Origin of the sequence: Enteractinococcus fodinae, from assembly GCF_031458395.1 — a bacterium.
GTDB classification, from domain to species: Bacteria; Actinomycetota; Actinomycetes; order Actinomycetales; family Micrococcaceae; genus Yaniella; species Yaniella fodinae.
Genome location: NZ_JAVDYJ010000001.1, coordinates 1,325,851 through 1,339,970, shown reverse-complemented (window position 1 = coordinate 1,339,970; position 14,120 = coordinate 1,325,851). Strand labels below are relative to the sequence as shown.

The window sequence follows — 14,120 nt, the reverse complement described above, 5'->3', positions numbered from 1 at the left end:
ACCCTGCTGGCACCGCCAAGAAGCGGTGCCAGCGAGGTTTTAAAAATGTCTTCGGGTTAGCCGAACCAGATCTCAATCTCCCGTTCGGCAGACAGGGTCGAATCCGATGCGTGAATGAGGTTTTTCTGCACGCCTTCGCCCCAGTCGCGACCGTAATCTCCGCGAATGGTGCCGGGTTCAGCAAGCGTCGGGTCTGAGATGCCGGCCAGCGCGCGAATCCCTTCGATGACACGTTCGCCTTCGATCACGGCAGCGACGAGCGGTCCAGAAGCCATGAAATTCACGAGGGGTTCAAAGAACTCTTTGCCTTCGTGTTCTTCGTAGTGCTCGGCAAGCATCTGGTGGGTAGCGTTGAGCATGAGCAGCTCGACAATGGTGTAACCTTTGCGCTCGATGCGCGCCAGAATTTCACCGGTCAGTCCACGTTCCACGCCATCAGGCTTCACGAGTACAAGTGTGCGTTCAGGCTGGCTCATATCTACCTCAATCATCCAGGGCTTTGGACAGCGCGGTCACGCTGCCGTCTACGATCATACCTAATCGTCGGTTGCTTCCACACCGTGTTCACGCCGCCAGGCTTTCTCTTCAGCAGCCCGTTGTTGCTTCTCGCGATCGATTTGTTTGCCTTTGACCACCGCGTACCACCAGGCAGCGGCGAAGGCGATGCCCACGAGGAATCCAAAGGGCTCTAAAAAGCCCGAAGCGATTAGGACCGCTTGGATAATCCAGCCGAAGACGAGGCCGGCGGGTTTGGTGACGAAGCGTGCGGCGGCTCCGGTGATGAGCGCGAACACGAGCGCCCCGATGAGCATCCATAGGCCGCCCTCGTCTTGGTTCAGACCGTAGAGCATCAGGCCAAAAAAGGCGATAACAAATGCTTCGCCCAACAGCACGGTCGAGGTGAACAACACCATCACGGAGCGTTCTTTTTTGGGTTGACCGGGCTGCCATTCGCGTTGTGCTTTGGTTTCGCGTTCCGGGCGCCAGGATTCCCGATTGGTGTTGTCGGCTTGTTCAGGACTCATCGTCATCCTCCTGGTCCTCGTCGGCGAAGAAAGCACTCAAGTCGTCGTGGTCGTCGATTTCTACCGTGGCATCGGTGGCGGTGGCATCGGTGCCCAGCAGGTCGCGGACCTGGCCAACCAGGGTAATCGAGCCGGTCACCAGGACCCCGGCTCCCCCGGTACCAGCCATCAGGGTGCGACCGGCGTCTTGAATCTGGGAGTCTTGTTCTCGGACTCCCCGGACGGCCCAGCCGATCGCATCCACGACCGAATCGGTGGTGAAGATATGGTCTTCATCCCAGCCGGCGTCCAGTGCGATTTCGGTCAGGTCTTCGGGGCTGATGGCGCGCGGTGAGTTGGATTTGGTGATGGCCAAGTGTTCAACGTCGTCTCCGAAGTGGTCGAACAGCGCGTTGAGCACACCGAGGGCGTCTTTGTCATCGAGGATCCCCACGACCAAACCAAGGGCTGAGAAGTTGAAGGTTTCTCGGATGGTTGAAGCGGTGGCCTCGATGCCGTGTGGGTTGTGCGCGGCGTCCACGACCAATGAAGGGTTGGTACGCAACAATTCCAGTCGACCCGGGCTGGTCACTTGGGCCAGCCCGTCTTGCAGGATGTCCTGGTTCAACGGTTGGTCACCGCCACCCATGAAGGCCTCGAGCGCGGCGATGGCCACCGCGAGATTCTGGACCTGGTGGGCGCCGTGCAGCGGCAGAAACATGTTGTTGTAGTCTGCGGCCAGGCCTTGAATCGAGACCTGCTGGCCACCAACGGCAACACTGCGGTGGGTGACGCCGAACTCGATGTTTTCAAACTTGAAGTTGGCGTGCTTGGCGCGAGCAGCCTCAAGTAACACCTGAGCGGCTTCAGGATCTTGGGCAGCTGAGATCAGATACCCGTGGTCTTTAATAATTCCGGCTTTTTCGACCGCGATTTCACCGGGGGTATCGCCGAGCAGCTCGGCGTGGTCCACCGCAATCGGGGTGACCACCGAGACCTGGGCGTCAGCGACGTTGGTGGCATCCGTGATCCCACCCAGCCCGACTTCCAAAACCATGACATCCACCGGAGCGTCGGCAAAGATAGCAAAGCCCAGTGCGGTCACGGTCTCAAAGTAGGTGAGTTTCTGCTCGCCTTCGGCTTCAAGTTGCGCATCGACGATCTCTAGCAGCGGGGCGATCTCATTGAAGATCCGCACGAACGTGTCATCGTCGACCGGTTGGCCATCAATGCTGATGCGTTCGGTGACCTTGGTCAGGTGCGGCGACGTATAGCGTCCGGTGCGCAGCCCGTGAGCGATCAACACCTGTTCGATGATGCGTGCCGTGGTGGTTTTGCCGTTGGTGCCGGTCAGATGAATGACCGGAGCACTGGTTTGGGGCTCGCCCAGCAAGGACATGATGTCGCGCATGGGCTGCATTCTGGGCTCCATTTTATTTTCGGGAGCCCGCGATAACAGGTGTTCATAGACCTGTTGGGCGGTATCAAACATTCGCGTTAGCTTTCATGACGGTTACGTCTACGGACTTGGTCGCGTCATCGGCGATCGTCTCGCGCGGATCAGGGGCCTCGGTGGGTTCAAATGTCACCTGCAGGGATAAGGTCTCGTTGCTGATCAGGGCTTCGTGGGCACTGATGGCATCGATAACGGCTTGTGGTCCGGTGATGACGGTCTGGATTCGGTCGGAGACGTCCAGTTGCGCGTCGCGACGCGCCGACTGTACCGCGCGTATGACGTCACGTGCGGCACCCTCGGCGGCCAGGGTTTCATCCACGGCCGTATTGAGGATCACGAATCCCGACGGGATGACCGCGACAGCAGTTTCCGGGTTGTCTGGGTCGTCTTCGACCACGGTGGACAGCTCGTACTCGGCGGGCTCCAAGGCGATCCCACCGGCGATCACGGTGCCGTCATCGGTCACCTTCCAGTCATCGGACTTCGAGGCCTTAATGACCGTTTGGACATCTTTACCCAGGCGTGGGCCGGCCTCGCGAGCGTTGACGGTCAACTGTTGGGAGATGCCGAAGTCTTCGGCCGAAGTGTTGGCGACATCTACGAGCTTGATGTTTTTCAAGTTCAGTTCGTCCGCCAGGATATCGGTGAAGGCTTGGGTGAAGCGTTCGACCTCGGGTACGACCACGGTCAGTTCTGCTAGTGGCAACCGGACGCGACGGTTGGCGCCCTTGCGCAGCGATGACGCGGATGAGGCGATGGTCCGCACCAGTTCCATGGTTTCTTGCAACTGGGTGGCGTCGTCACCGGAGGGGAACAGGTCCGCGTCCGGGTAATCCGTCATGTGCACCGACCGTCCGCCGGTCAGACCGCGCCAGATTTCTTCGGCTACGAACGGCATCAGCGGGGCTGCGGCCCGAACGAAGGCTTCCAGCACGGTGTAGAGGGTGTCCAGCGCCTGGGTGTCTTCGGCGAAGAACCGCTGACGGGAACGCCGGATGTACCAGTTGGTCATGGTCTCCATGTACCGGCGGATAGCTTCGGTGGCACCGGAGACGTTGTAATCATCCAGCGAGCTTTTGACGTCGCGCAACATGGTGCCGGTGGCTGCCAGGATGTACTGGTCTAATGGATCGGTGGACTCATATCGCAACTGGGCTTTATAGCCTTCGGGGCGTTTGCCACCGTCGGTTGCTGAATTGGCGTAGAGGCTGAAGAAGTGCCACACGTTCCAAGCCGGCAGGATCGCTTGGCGGGCCGCTTCGCGGATGCCTTCTTCGGTGACGACGAGGTTGCCACCGCGCAGGATGGGTGAGGCCATCAGGAACCAACGCATCGCGTCGGATCCGTCCCGGTCAAGCACTTCGTTGACGTCCGGGTAGTTCTGCAACGATTTGGACATCTTATTGCCGTCGGAACCCAGCACAATCCCGTGGGAGATGACGTTTTTGAAGGCCGGGCGGTCAAACAGTGCGGTGCCTAATACGTGCATCGTGTAGAACCAGCCGCGGGTCTGGCCGATGTATTCGACAATGAAGTCGGCCGGGTTGTGGGTGTCGAACCAGTCCTTATTCTTCATTGGGTAGTGGACTTGGGCGTATGGCATTGACCCGGAGTCGAACCACACATCCAGGACGTCTTCGACGCGGCGCATCATGGATTTGCCGGTGGGGTCATCCGGGTTGGGGCGGACCAGTTCGTCGATCCAGGGCCGGTGCAGGTCGACCTCGCCATCGGCATTACGTGGTAGCTCACCGAAGGCTGCTTCGATTTCTTCCAGCGAGCCGTAGACCTCGAGGCGCGGATAGTTTGGGTCATCGGATTCCCACACGGGGATCGGTGAACCCCAGTACCGGTTGCGTGAGATGGACCAGTCGCGAGCGTTTTCCAGCCACTTGCCGAACTGGCCGTGTTTGACGTTGCCGGGGATCCAGTTGATGTCTTCGTTGTGGCGCAGCATGTCGTCTTTGAAGTCGGTGACTTTGACGTACCACGAGGTGATGGCCCGGTAGATCAGTGGGGTGCGGCAGCGCCAGCAGTGTGGGTAGGAGTGCTCGTAGGATTGTTCGCCCAGCAGCGAGCCTTGGGCGCGCAGGGCCCGGATGATGGTGCGGTTGGCTTCAAAAACTTGCACGCCGGCGATGTCTTTGAGCGCTCCGCCACCAACGGTTTCGTCGGCGAACAGCGGCAGGAACTTGGCGCCTTCATCGACCGAGAGGACAACGGGGATGCCGTGGGCTTCGTTGACGCGTTGGTCTTCTTCACCGTAAGCGGGCGCCTGGTGGACCAGGCCGGTACCGTCTTCGGTGGTCACGTAGTCATCAGCCAGGATGCGGAACGCGTTTTCGGTGCCGTAGGTTTCGGCGTCAACGAAGTAGCTAAACAGCGGCTCATAGACCAGGCCGGCCAGCTGTGCACCGGTGTAGGTTGCTTCAATCGCGGCCTGGGCGGCGTCACCGTCTTCGTAGCCGAGCATCTTGGCGTGCGCGCGAACCCGATCCGAGGCCAGCAGTACCTTGTCGGCGCTAAACGTGTCGGTTTCGGGGGTCACCACGGGGACCACGGCGTATTCAATCTCCGGTCCGGCGGCCACGGAGAAGTTGGTTGGCAGCGTCCAGGGAGTGGTCGTCCAGGCCAGCACGCCAACACCGGTCAGGGCGTCTGCGATCTCTTGGGTCGCACCCCCGGCAGGGATCAGCTCAGGATTGGCTGGCAGCCCGGTGATCTTGAATTGAACGGTGACCGAGGGGTCTTGGCGCATTTGGTAGACGTCATCGTCCATGCGCAGTTCGTGGTTGGACAGTGGCGTTTCGTCATTCCAGCAGTACGGCAGCACCCGGAAACCACGGTAGGTGAGTCCGCGATCGTACAGGCTCTTAAAGGCCCAGATGACGGATTCCATAAACGAGGGGTTCAGGGTTTTATAGTCGTTTTCGAAATCGACCCAGCGACCCATGCGGTTGATGTACTCTTCCCATTCCTGGGTATATTCCAGCACGGAAGCACGGCAGGCGTCGTTGAATTTATCGATCCCCATCTGCTCGATCTCGGCTTTATCAGTCATGCCGAGTTGTTTCATGGCTTCGAGTTCGGCTGGCAGACCGTGAGTATCCCACCCGAAGCGCCGCTCGACCCTGCGTCCCTGCTGGGTCTGGTAGCGGGCCACAAGGTCCTTGACGTAGCTGGTCAGCAGGTGGCCATAGTGCGGCAGGCCGTTGGCAAACGGTGGGCCGTCATAGAACACGAATTCGTTGTTGTCGCCATCGACTGCTGCGGGGCGATTGTCGATCGAGGCCTGGAAAGTACCGTCGGCGTCCCAGTATTTGAGGATGAGCTCCTCGATGGCGGGCAAATTTGGGGTGGATGGCGTAGATCCGGTTTTGACCCAATCATGATGGGAACTTGCCAGAGGGTACACAGTTACCTTCCTTGCATCGACGTCGTCATATGTTGTGCAAGGACGCCTCACGGCGCGGTACCACCCTGCTTATCTTGGGACTCCAAGATCGCTTATTGCAGCTGTGACGGGCTGACCCGTTCGGTTCTACTAGGCAGCTGTGTGCAATGCTGCGGTTCTTCCGAAGCGCTCCCCGATGATGGTCGGATCGCTGCGCAATCGCAACCATCTTACAACACTTTTCACCAGGGGAACCACGGGCTTCACGTGCTTTGGCGCTCAGATGACAAGCCCACTGAATCGGCTGCGGGTCCAGGGTTTTGAGACGCTCCCGGCCACTGAGGATCCCAGATCCAATGCGCTTGTTTTTGTTGACACGTTCCGCGCCACGGGAGGAAAATTAAGCCACGGGAACCGTGTGGGAGCCTGGGTCCACCAACATATTCAGTTCTAACCGTTGGGGGCGAGAGTCATGGAATGGACGTTAGATCAGGTCACCGAGATGCGCACCGGTCGTGCCACATACGGACACCGGCAAACCACCGGAGCACTGACCTGGCTTCGCACCGGTCAGGAGACGAACGGCGAGTACGGTTTGATATATGTCGAAACCAATCTGGACTATTTAGTCTTCGCGCATTATCACACGCAGTATACCGAGACCTTCAAAGTTTTCGACGGCGCCGGCGAGGGTCGGATCGGCGATCAGCGCGTCGATATAGAACTCGGCAAGGAGTACGTCATCCCTCCGCGGGTAGTGCACGGGTGGGGTCCGCTCACGCAACCAGTCACTGGCATCGTAGAACTGCGACCGGCCCATGCCGGCTTTGAGAAATGGATTATGATGCTGCATAACATGGCCGCCGATGGGCTCACCAAGCCCGACCTGCGACCCAAAAATCCGCTGCATGCGGCATTATTTATTGTGGAGTCTGATACGCATCTGGCGGGGGCGGCTCGGGTGCTGAACCCGGTCTTCGAAGGGCTCGCATGGGTGGCCCGTAAGACCGGGATCAAGCGGCGTCTGGAAGACAAATACTTCCACGCCAGCACGGACCTGGCATCGATGTGACAAGGTGGGCACCTGCTGTCCGGCAGGTGCCCAAAGTATGTAAGAGCTATGCGTCGCGAATGAGCTTGTGCTGGGCCGCCTGTTTCACCGGGCGCATCACAATTTCATCCAGGTTGATGTGGTGGGGCAGGTTCACCGCATAGGCACACACATCGGCGACGTCTTCGGCGGTGAGTGGTTCTGCTACGCCTGCGTAGACATTGGCTGCTTTGGATTCGTCGCCGCGCATGCGTTTGACCGCAAATTCTTCAGTTTTGACCAACCCGGGCAACACCTCGATCACACGGATGTTGTGTTCGGCTTCCTCGAGGCGCAGCGCACCGGTAAGCGCGTGCTGACCGAATTTCGCTGCGTTGTATCCGGCACCGCCTTCGTAAGCAACGACGCCCGCGGTGGAGGTCAGATTTAAGATGGTTCCGGCACCGTGGGCCCGCAACATGGGTAGGAACTTTTGGATCACCCGAAGGGACCCCAGCACGTTGGTTTCAATCATCCACTCCCAGTCGGAAATATTGGCATCGGCGATCGGCTCGGCCCCCATAGCCCCGCCGGCGATATTCAAGATCGTATCGACGCCACCTTGAGCTTCGACGGTCTCATAGAGCTCATCGATAGAAGTCGCATCCGTGACATCAGTGACCACGGATATGAGCGTTCCAGGCAGTGGCTCGCATTCTTTAGCCAGCGTATCTAAGTTCTCGGCGCGACGGCCGGTGGCAAACACCTTCCATCCGTCGGAGACCAAATGTCGGGCAGTGGCACGTCCGATGCCTGATGTTGCACCGGTGACAAGGGCTGAAGGCTGTGCTGAAGTCATGAGTTCCACCCTAGAACAGCGTCGGCGAAATATCGATATGTACCGTATCGTCAGAGGCCAGCATCGCGTCTGGAATATGAAACAATGGGGGCCATGGCTGAAAACACTCAGGGCACAGACACGCCCAAGACGGTAACCGTTCCAGATCGCGTTGGTTTGGAAGGACTTGAAGAGAAATTTAGCACCCGGTGGGAAACAGACCGGGTGTATGCATACGATCCTGACACCTCTCGTGAGGAGGTGTTTTCGATTGACACCCCTCCCCCAACTGCCTCGGGCTCACTGCACGTCGGTCACGTGTTCTCCTACACCCAAACCGATGTGATCGCCCGATTCATGCGCATGTGCGGTAAAAACGTGTTCTACCCGATGGGATGGGATGACAATGGGTTGCCCACCGAACGTCGCGTCCAGAACTATTTTGGGGTGCGCACCGATACTTCGGTCCCCTATGACCCGAACTATCAGCCGCCCGAAAAGCCGGCCAAAAACCGCCGAGACTGGGATGTGGTTTCGCGCCAGAACTTCATTGAGCTGTGCTTGGAACAGTCTCGTGAAGATGAAGAGATCTACGAGCAGCTGTTCACCCAGCTGGGACTATCGGTTGACTGGAACCTGAGCTACCGCACGATTGATGCGCACTCGCGAGAAATCTCCCAGCGGGCATTCTTGCAAAACCTCGCTGACGGGCAGGCGTATAACGCCGAAGCTCCCACGATGTGGGATGTCACCTTTCAGACGGCAGTCGCACAGGCTGAGCTCGAGGATAAGGAAGTCCCGGGTGCTTACTACCGGTATGCGTTTTATGCTGCCAATGGCGAAGAGATCTTCATTGAGACCACCCGTCCAGAGCTGTTGCCAGCCTGCTCCGCGCTGGTCGCCCACCCCGACGATGAGCGTTATCAGCACCTGTTCGGCAAGACCGTGACCTCTCCCCTGTTTGATGTTGAGGTCGAGGTCTACCCACACCAACTGGCCCAGCCCGATAAGGGTGCTGGCATCGCAATGGTCTGTACCTTCGGCGATCAAAACGACATCACCTGGTGGCGCGAGCTGCAACTGCCCACCCGGACATTAATTGGCCGCGACGGACGCTTCACCCAGGAGACCCCCGAATGGATTACCTCGGAGCGCGGCCAAGAACACTATGCTCAGCTGGCGGGTAAGACTGTTTTCTCGGCTCAAAAAGCTGTCATTGAGATGCTCGAGGAACAAAACCTTCTCGACGGCGAACCCGAAAAGATCACGCACGCAGTGAACTTTTTCGAAAAAGGCGACAAGCCACTTGAGATTGTCACCTCGCGCCAGTGGTATCTGCGCAACGGTGGCCGCGACGCTGACCTGCGCAACAAACTCATCGGCCGCGGGGATGAACTGGAGTGGCACCCGGGCTTCATGCAGTCCCGGTATACCAACTGGGTAGAAAACCTCACCGGTGACTGGTTGGTGTCTCGCCAGCGCGTCTTTGGTGTCGCCATTCCCCTGTGGTACCGCCTGAATGACGATGGCCAACCGGACTATGACAACCCGATCGTGCCGGCAGATCACCAACTGCCAGTTGATCCGGTGGAAGACGTGCCAGAAGGCTTTAGCGCCGATCAGCGTGATGTCCCCGGTGGGTTCACGGGCGACCCCGACGTACTGGACACCTGGGCGACCTCGTCGCTGACCCCGCAGATCATTGGCAAGTGGTCCACCGATAATGACTACTTTGCTAATGTGTTCCCCTTTGATTTGCGGCCACAGGGTCACGACATCATCCGGACCTGGCTGTTCTCAACCGTCGTGCGCGCTGACCAGCTACAGGATACGGTGCCGTGGAAACACACCGCATTATCGGGCTGGGTTCTGGATCCACAACGCCAGAAAATGTCAAAGTCGAAGGGCAACGTTGTGGTCCCAACGGACATTTTGGACCAGTTTGGTGCCGATGCGGTCCGCTATTGGGCATCATCAGCGCGACTGGGCGCCGACACGGCCTATGAGGTCAACCAAATGAAGATTGGTCGCCGTCTAGCGATCAAACTACTCAACGCCTCGAAATTTGCGCTGAATCTGGGCGCGACCGAGGACAAGATCGTTCGCACCGCAGAAGATGCCGCGGTCATCACCCACCCGTTGGATCAGTCCCTGCTGGCACAGCTCCACGAAGCGATCGTTCAGGCCACGCGTTCGTTTGAGAAATACGACTACGCACGCACCCTGAATCTGGTGGAGACCTTCTTCTGGCACTTCACCGATGACTACATTGAGCTCATCAAGGACCGTGCCTACGGATCCCGGGGTGAAGCCGAACAAGCCTCAGTGGTGGCCACCTTGGCCACTGCCCTGGATGCGCTGCTGCGTCTGATGGCACCCTTCCAGCCTTTTGCCACCGATGAGGTGTGGTCCTGGTGGCGTCACGGATCGGTGCATGCGGCGAGCTGGCCTGGTCTTGAAACCGAACTTGCCGGGATTACTGCTGCAGCCAAAACCGGTGATGCCGGGGTGCTGACCACGGTTACTCGGGCGATCTCGCGGATTCGGAAAGCCAAGTCGGATGCGAAGGTCAAGCAACGCACTGAGGTGCTCACCGCGACAATTACTGCAACCGAGGATCGGCTGGCAGAACTGCGCGCGGGATTAGACGATCTGCGAGCAGCTGGGAACGTCAGCGATCTCTCCCTGGAGACCGGGGAGGCCGTCACCTCTGACGATGATGAGGTTGTTGATATGCGATTGACAGAGATTGAATTAGCAGTCGCTGAGTAAGCGTCAAGACGCAAAATGCCCCGCCGGTTATCAAACCGGCGGGGCATTTTGGTCGAGAGCGTGTTAGCTAAAGTCGAGTTCTCCGTCGCGTGCGCGTTTGAGTTCGGAGAAGGCTGGGTATTCCACGAGTGTGCTGAATCCGTCCCAGATCTTTCCGGCTTCTTCGCCGCGCGGAATCCGGGTCATGACCGGGCCGAAGAACCCATTGTCGCCAATGACGATGATCGGGGTGCCGACGTCGTCTCCTACTAGTGACAGAGCTTCTTTCGTGGATTCTCGCAAGCCCTCGTCGTGGGTGCTCTTGGTGGCCTCGTCGAGGATTTCATCGGCATCTGTGACGCCAATTTCTTCGAGTGCTTCCGGCAGCGCCTCATCGTAGCGGTCGGTTCCGTAGCCTTCGTTATGCACGCGGGTGCCGACGGCAGTATAGAACTCTGCTACCTTGTCCGCCCCGTGGCGTTCGCGTACGGCAAGCGCCACGCGTGCGCCCTGCCAGAGGGCTTTGGTGCCCGGATCGTCTTGATCTTGTTTGTCTTCGTTGAGGACGCCCAACGAGATGACGTTGAAGTCAACGTTAATGTCGCGAACTTTTTCTACTTCGGTGATCCACCGTGAAGTAATCCAGGCGAATGGGCATGCTGGGTCGAACCAAAACTTGACGGTTTGTGTCAACGTGTCTCCTTATGCAGACTTATTACGACGTTTCCGAGCAACTTCTCGTGAGACCATCACCGGTTGGCCGGTTCCTTCGACGGTTTCCTTGGTAATGGTCACCTGAGCGATATCGTCGCGGGATGGTAATTCAAACATCACGGGTTGCAGAACGTCTTCAATGATAGACCGGAGGCCACGAGCACCGGTGCCACGTGCTTCAGCTTTGGCAACAATAGCTTCCAGTGCGCCCTCGTCGAACTCCAGTTGGACGCCGTCCAACGCGAACATCTTCTGGTACTGCTTGCTCAACGCATTCTTGGGCTCAGTGAGCACGCGAATCAGGGACGCTTCGTCGAGGTAGTCGACTGCGGTAATGACTGGCAGACGACCGATAAACTCCGGGATCAAACCGAATTTGATGAGGTCTTCTGGTTGTACATCGGTAAATGATGGTCCGTCATCAGCCCCAGCGACCTTGAGTGGCGCTCCGAAGCCGATGGATTTCTGTCCGGCACGCGCATCGATAATGTCATCAAGACCGGCAAACGCACCAGCGACAATGAACAAGATGTTCGAAGTATCCAGTTCGAGGAATTCCTGGTGTGGATGTTTGCGTCCACCTTGTGGTGGCACGGATGCTACGGTACCTTCCAGGATTTTCAGCAGCGACTGTTGGACACCTTCACCAGAAACGTCGCGCGTGATCGAAGGGTTCTCTGATTTCCGCGAAATTTTGTCGATCTCATCGATGTAGATAATGCCACGCTCGGCTTTGGACACATCGTTGTCAGCGGCTTGGATGAGTTTGAGCAGGATGTTCTCGACGTCTTCACCAACGTATCCAGCCTCGGTGAGTGAGGTGGCGTCGGCGACGATGAATGGGACATCAAGTTTCCGCGCCAGGGTCTGGGCCAAGTAGGTCTTGCCAGAACCGGTGGGGCCCACGAGCATAATGTTGGACTTGCCGATTTCAACGTCTTCGAGGTGAGAAAAGTCAACGTCGGTGCCAAAGGCTTCCCGCATCGAAGATTTAATGTTGTCTTGTGCATGAACACGCTTGTAGTGGTTATACACAGCCACCGAAAGAGCTGCCTTGGCGTGCTCTTGACCAATGACGTATTCATCAAGATGGGAGTAAATCTCCTGCGGAGTGGGGAGAGTGAACTCGCTGCTCTCGGTGACCTCGGCCAGCTCTTCTTCAATGATTTCGTTACACAGTTCGATGCATTCGTCGCAAATATAGACCCCTGGGCCTGCGATGAGCTTTCGCACCTGTTTTTGCGTTTTACCGCAGAAGGAGCACTTCAGCAGATCTGCCGATTCTCCGATTCGAGCCATTTCTTCTCCTTATGAACCTGACTAGTTCAGCATAATTGGTTCGGAGTCTATTCCCGGGAACATTGCTCTCAGGCGTGGATAAGGTTATTGTCTATGATCATCCTGTGTATTTGCCTTAAGTAAACAATGGCGCCCCACGCTGTGGTAGGGCGCCATTGATCAAACACTCTTAGTCGGTCTTCTTCCGCGACTCGAGGACTTCATCGACCAGACCGTACTCTTTGGCCTGTGCGGCTGACAGGAACTTATCGCGATCAATATCCTCACGCACCTGATCCGCGGTCTTGTTGGTGTGATCCGCCAGGGTCTCTTCCATCCAGGTACGGATACGAAGCAACTCATCAGCGTGAATCTGCAAGTCAGTTGCCGTACCGCGGTCCCCACCCATCGATGGCTGGTGAATCAGCACGCGGGCGTTTGGCAGGGCCAGACGTTTGCCTGGTGCACCGGCTGCTAGAAGTACAGCAGCAGCTGAGGCGGCCTGTCCGAGGGCAACTGTTTGGACCTCGGGGCGAATGAACTGCATGGTGTCATAAATCGCAGTCATCGCGGTGAAGGACCCACCAGGCGAGTTGATGTACAGGGTGATATCCCGATCGGAGTCCATGGCTTCCAATACGAGCAGCTGGGCCATGACGTCATCGGCCGAGGCGTCATCGACCTGGGTGCCCAAGAAGATGATGCGGTCTTCGAACAGACGTGCATAGGGGTCCTGACGTTTGAAGCCGTACGGGGTACGTTCCTCGAACTGGGGTAGGATGTAGCGGTTGGAAGGCATCGGGGTTGCCGGGGTGCCCTGTGGCATTTCGAAATTCATTAAAGTCTCCTGAAGAAAAATCGTTTCCGGTTACGCGACTGGGCTGCCGGCTATTCTCGGTCGAGGCCGCCGCCACCGACCATCGTGGCGGTACCGGAGGCGATGTGGTCGAAGAAGCCGTATTCCAAACCTTCTTCAGCAGTGAACCACTTGTCACGGGCGTTATCTTCGAGGATGCGCTCAAGTGGCTGGCCGGTCTGTTCGGCGGTGAGTTCAGACATGACCTGTTTCATGTGCATGATCAGCTGTGCCTGGATACGAATATCAGACTCGGTACCACCAATACCGCCCGATGGCTGGTGCATCAGAATGCGGGCGTGGGGGGTGGCATAGCGTTTGCCCGGGGTGCCCGAGGACAGCAGGAACTGCCCCATCGACGCGGCCAAGCCCATGGCAACCGTTACAACATCGTTTGGAATGAGCTGCATGGTGTCGTAAATGGCCATACCCGCGGTGACGGAGCCACCTGGAGAGTTGATGTAGAGGAAGATGTCGGCTTCAGGGTCTTCGGCGCTGAGCAGCAGCATCTGTGAGGCGATCACATTTGCGTTGTCATCCCGTACTTCTGAGCCAAGCCAAATGATGCGCTCTTTGAGCAAACGGTTGTAGATGTAGTCTTCACGGCTGGCTGGCTCGATCGAAGCCATTCGTGGTGCGTTGGACGATTCAGTCACGACGTCCTACCTTCCTTCACTGGCGTGTTTGGGTTAGCAAAATTATTTGTCTTCACTGACATTACTGTGCGAAACAGAACTTGAGCAGGGTTGACTCACTGTTTTCGCTGTTGGCCGTGATCTTAAACAGCCAAGGTCCACCC

11 protein-coding genes are annotated in these 14,120 nt (G+C 57.7%); 2 read left to right on the top strand and 9 right to left on the bottom strand.

The features are described from left to right. Positions 1-56: 56 nt before the first annotated feature. Genes ndk through ileS form a run of 4 tightly spaced genes read right to left on the bottom strand, consistent with a single transcriptional unit; the run spans position 57 to position 5,875 of the window. Positions 57-476: a nucleoside-diphosphate kinase gene (gene ndk / locus J2S62_RS06315; RefSeq protein WP_310172681.1), complete on the bottom strand. Its 420-nt coding sequence runs from the start codon at positions 474-476 to the stop codon at positions 57-59. 60 nt (positions 477-536) lie between these two features. Further along, positions 537-1,025: a DUF4233 domain-containing protein gene (locus tag J2S62_RS06310; protein ID WP_310172679.1), complete on the bottom strand. Its 489-nt coding sequence runs from the start codon at positions 1,023-1,025 to the stop codon at positions 537-539. Next, positions 1,015-2,496 carry a bifunctional folylpolyglutamate synthase/dihydrofolate synthase gene (locus tag J2S62_RS06305; protein WP_310172677.1) on the bottom strand — a complete coding sequence of 494 codons (1,482 nt, stop codon included), beginning with the start codon at positions 2,494-2,496 and terminating at the stop codon, positions 1,015-1,017. The genes J2S62_RS06310 and J2S62_RS06305 overlap by 11 nt, the downstream gene beginning before the upstream one ends. Next, entirely contained in the window at positions 2,489-5,875 is a 3,387-nt protein-coding gene (gene ileS / locus J2S62_RS06300; protein WP_407649912.1) for an isoleucine--tRNA ligase, read from the bottom strand. Before ileS ends, J2S62_RS06305 begins: the two co-directional genes overlap by 8 nt. Positions 5,876-6,326: 451 nt before the next feature. On the opposite strand from ileS, the gene J2S62_RS06295 reads away from it, so the two are divergent. Then, a complete protein-coding gene (locus tag J2S62_RS06295; RefSeq protein ID WP_310172673.1) occupies positions 6,327-6,926 on the top strand; it encodes a cupin domain-containing protein in 600 nt (199 codons plus the stop codon). A 46-nt stretch (positions 6,927-6,972) separates the two neighbouring features. Here the strand turns inward: J2S62_RS06295 and J2S62_RS06290 are convergent, their stop codons facing one another. Then, entirely contained in the window at positions 6,973-7,743 is a 771-nt protein-coding gene (locus J2S62_RS06290; RefSeq protein WP_310172670.1) for an SDR family oxidoreductase, read from the bottom strand. A 93-nt stretch (positions 7,744-7,836) separates the two neighbouring features. On the opposite strand from J2S62_RS06290, the gene valS reads away from it, so the two are divergent. Then, entirely contained in the window at positions 7,837-10,494 is a 2,658-nt protein-coding gene (gene valS / locus J2S62_RS06285; protein ID WP_310172666.1) for a valine--tRNA ligase, read from the top strand. 63 nt (positions 10,495-10,557) lie between these two features. Here valS and J2S62_RS06280 read toward each other — a convergent pair whose 3' ends face one another. From J2S62_RS06280 to J2S62_RS06265, 4 genes are all read right to left on the bottom strand, one after another. Continuing rightward, the gene (locus J2S62_RS06280; protein WP_310172663.1) at positions 10,558-11,166 is read right to left on the bottom strand and encodes a mycothiol-dependent nitroreductase Rv2466c family protein; all 609 of its coding nucleotides are present in this window, start codon (positions 11,164-11,166) and stop codon (positions 10,558-10,560) included. A 9-nt stretch (positions 11,167-11,175) separates the two neighbouring features. Next, positions 11,176-12,486, bottom strand: a complete 1,311-nt coding sequence (gene clpX / locus J2S62_RS06275) for an ATP-dependent Clp protease ATP-binding subunit ClpX (protein WP_310172660.1) — start codon at positions 12,484-12,486, stop codon at positions 11,176-11,178. Between the two features lie 169 nt (positions 12,487-12,655). After that, on the bottom strand, positions 12,656-13,303 hold the full coding sequence (locus tag J2S62_RS06270) for an ATP-dependent Clp protease proteolytic subunit (protein ID WP_310172658.1): 648 nt from the start codon (positions 13,301-13,303) through the stop codon (positions 12,656-12,658). A gap of 50 nt (positions 13,304-13,353) precedes the next feature. Continuing rightward, entirely contained in the window at positions 13,354-13,950 is a 597-nt protein-coding gene (locus tag J2S62_RS06265; protein WP_310175752.1) for an ATP-dependent Clp protease proteolytic subunit, read from the bottom strand. Positions 13,951-14,120: the final 170 nt, after the last annotated feature.

What these genes read in the sequence shown, in the direction of transcription:
- ndk (WP_310172681.1), bottom strand. Translation starts at nt 476, where the DNA reads ATGAGCCAGCCTGAACGCACACTTGTACTCGTGAAGCCTGATGGCGTG.
- J2S62_RS06310 (WP_310172679.1), bottom strand. Translation starts at nt 1,025, where the DNA reads ATGAGTCCTGAACAAGCCGACAACACCAATCGGGAATCCTGGCGCCCG.
- J2S62_RS06305 (WP_310172677.1), bottom strand. Translation starts at nt 2,496, where the DNA reads ATGTTTGATACCGCCCAACAGGTCTATGAACACCTGTTATCGCGGGCT.
- J2S62_RS06295 (WP_310172673.1), top strand. Translation starts at nt 6,327, where the DNA reads ATGGAATGGACGTTAGATCAGGTCACCGAGATGCGCACCGGTCGTGCC.
- J2S62_RS06290 (WP_310172670.1), bottom strand. Translation starts at nt 7,743, where the DNA reads ATGACTTCAGCACAGCCTTCAGCCCTTGTCACCGGTGCAACATCAGGC.
- valS (WP_310172666.1), top strand. Translation starts at nt 7,837, where the DNA reads ATGGCTGAAAACACTCAGGGCACAGACACGCCCAAGACGGTAACCGTT.
- clpX (WP_310172660.1), bottom strand. Translation starts at nt 12,486, where the DNA reads ATGGCTCGAATCGGAGAATCGGCAGATCTGCTGAAGTGCTCCTTCTGC.
- J2S62_RS06270 (WP_310172658.1), bottom strand. Translation starts at nt 13,303, where the DNA reads ATGAATTTCGAAATGCCACAGGGCACCCCGGCAACCCCGATGCCTTCC.
- J2S62_RS06265 (WP_310175752.1), bottom strand. Translation starts at nt 13,950, where the DNA reads ATGGCTTCGATCGAGCCAGCCAGCCGTGAAGACTACATCTACAACCGT.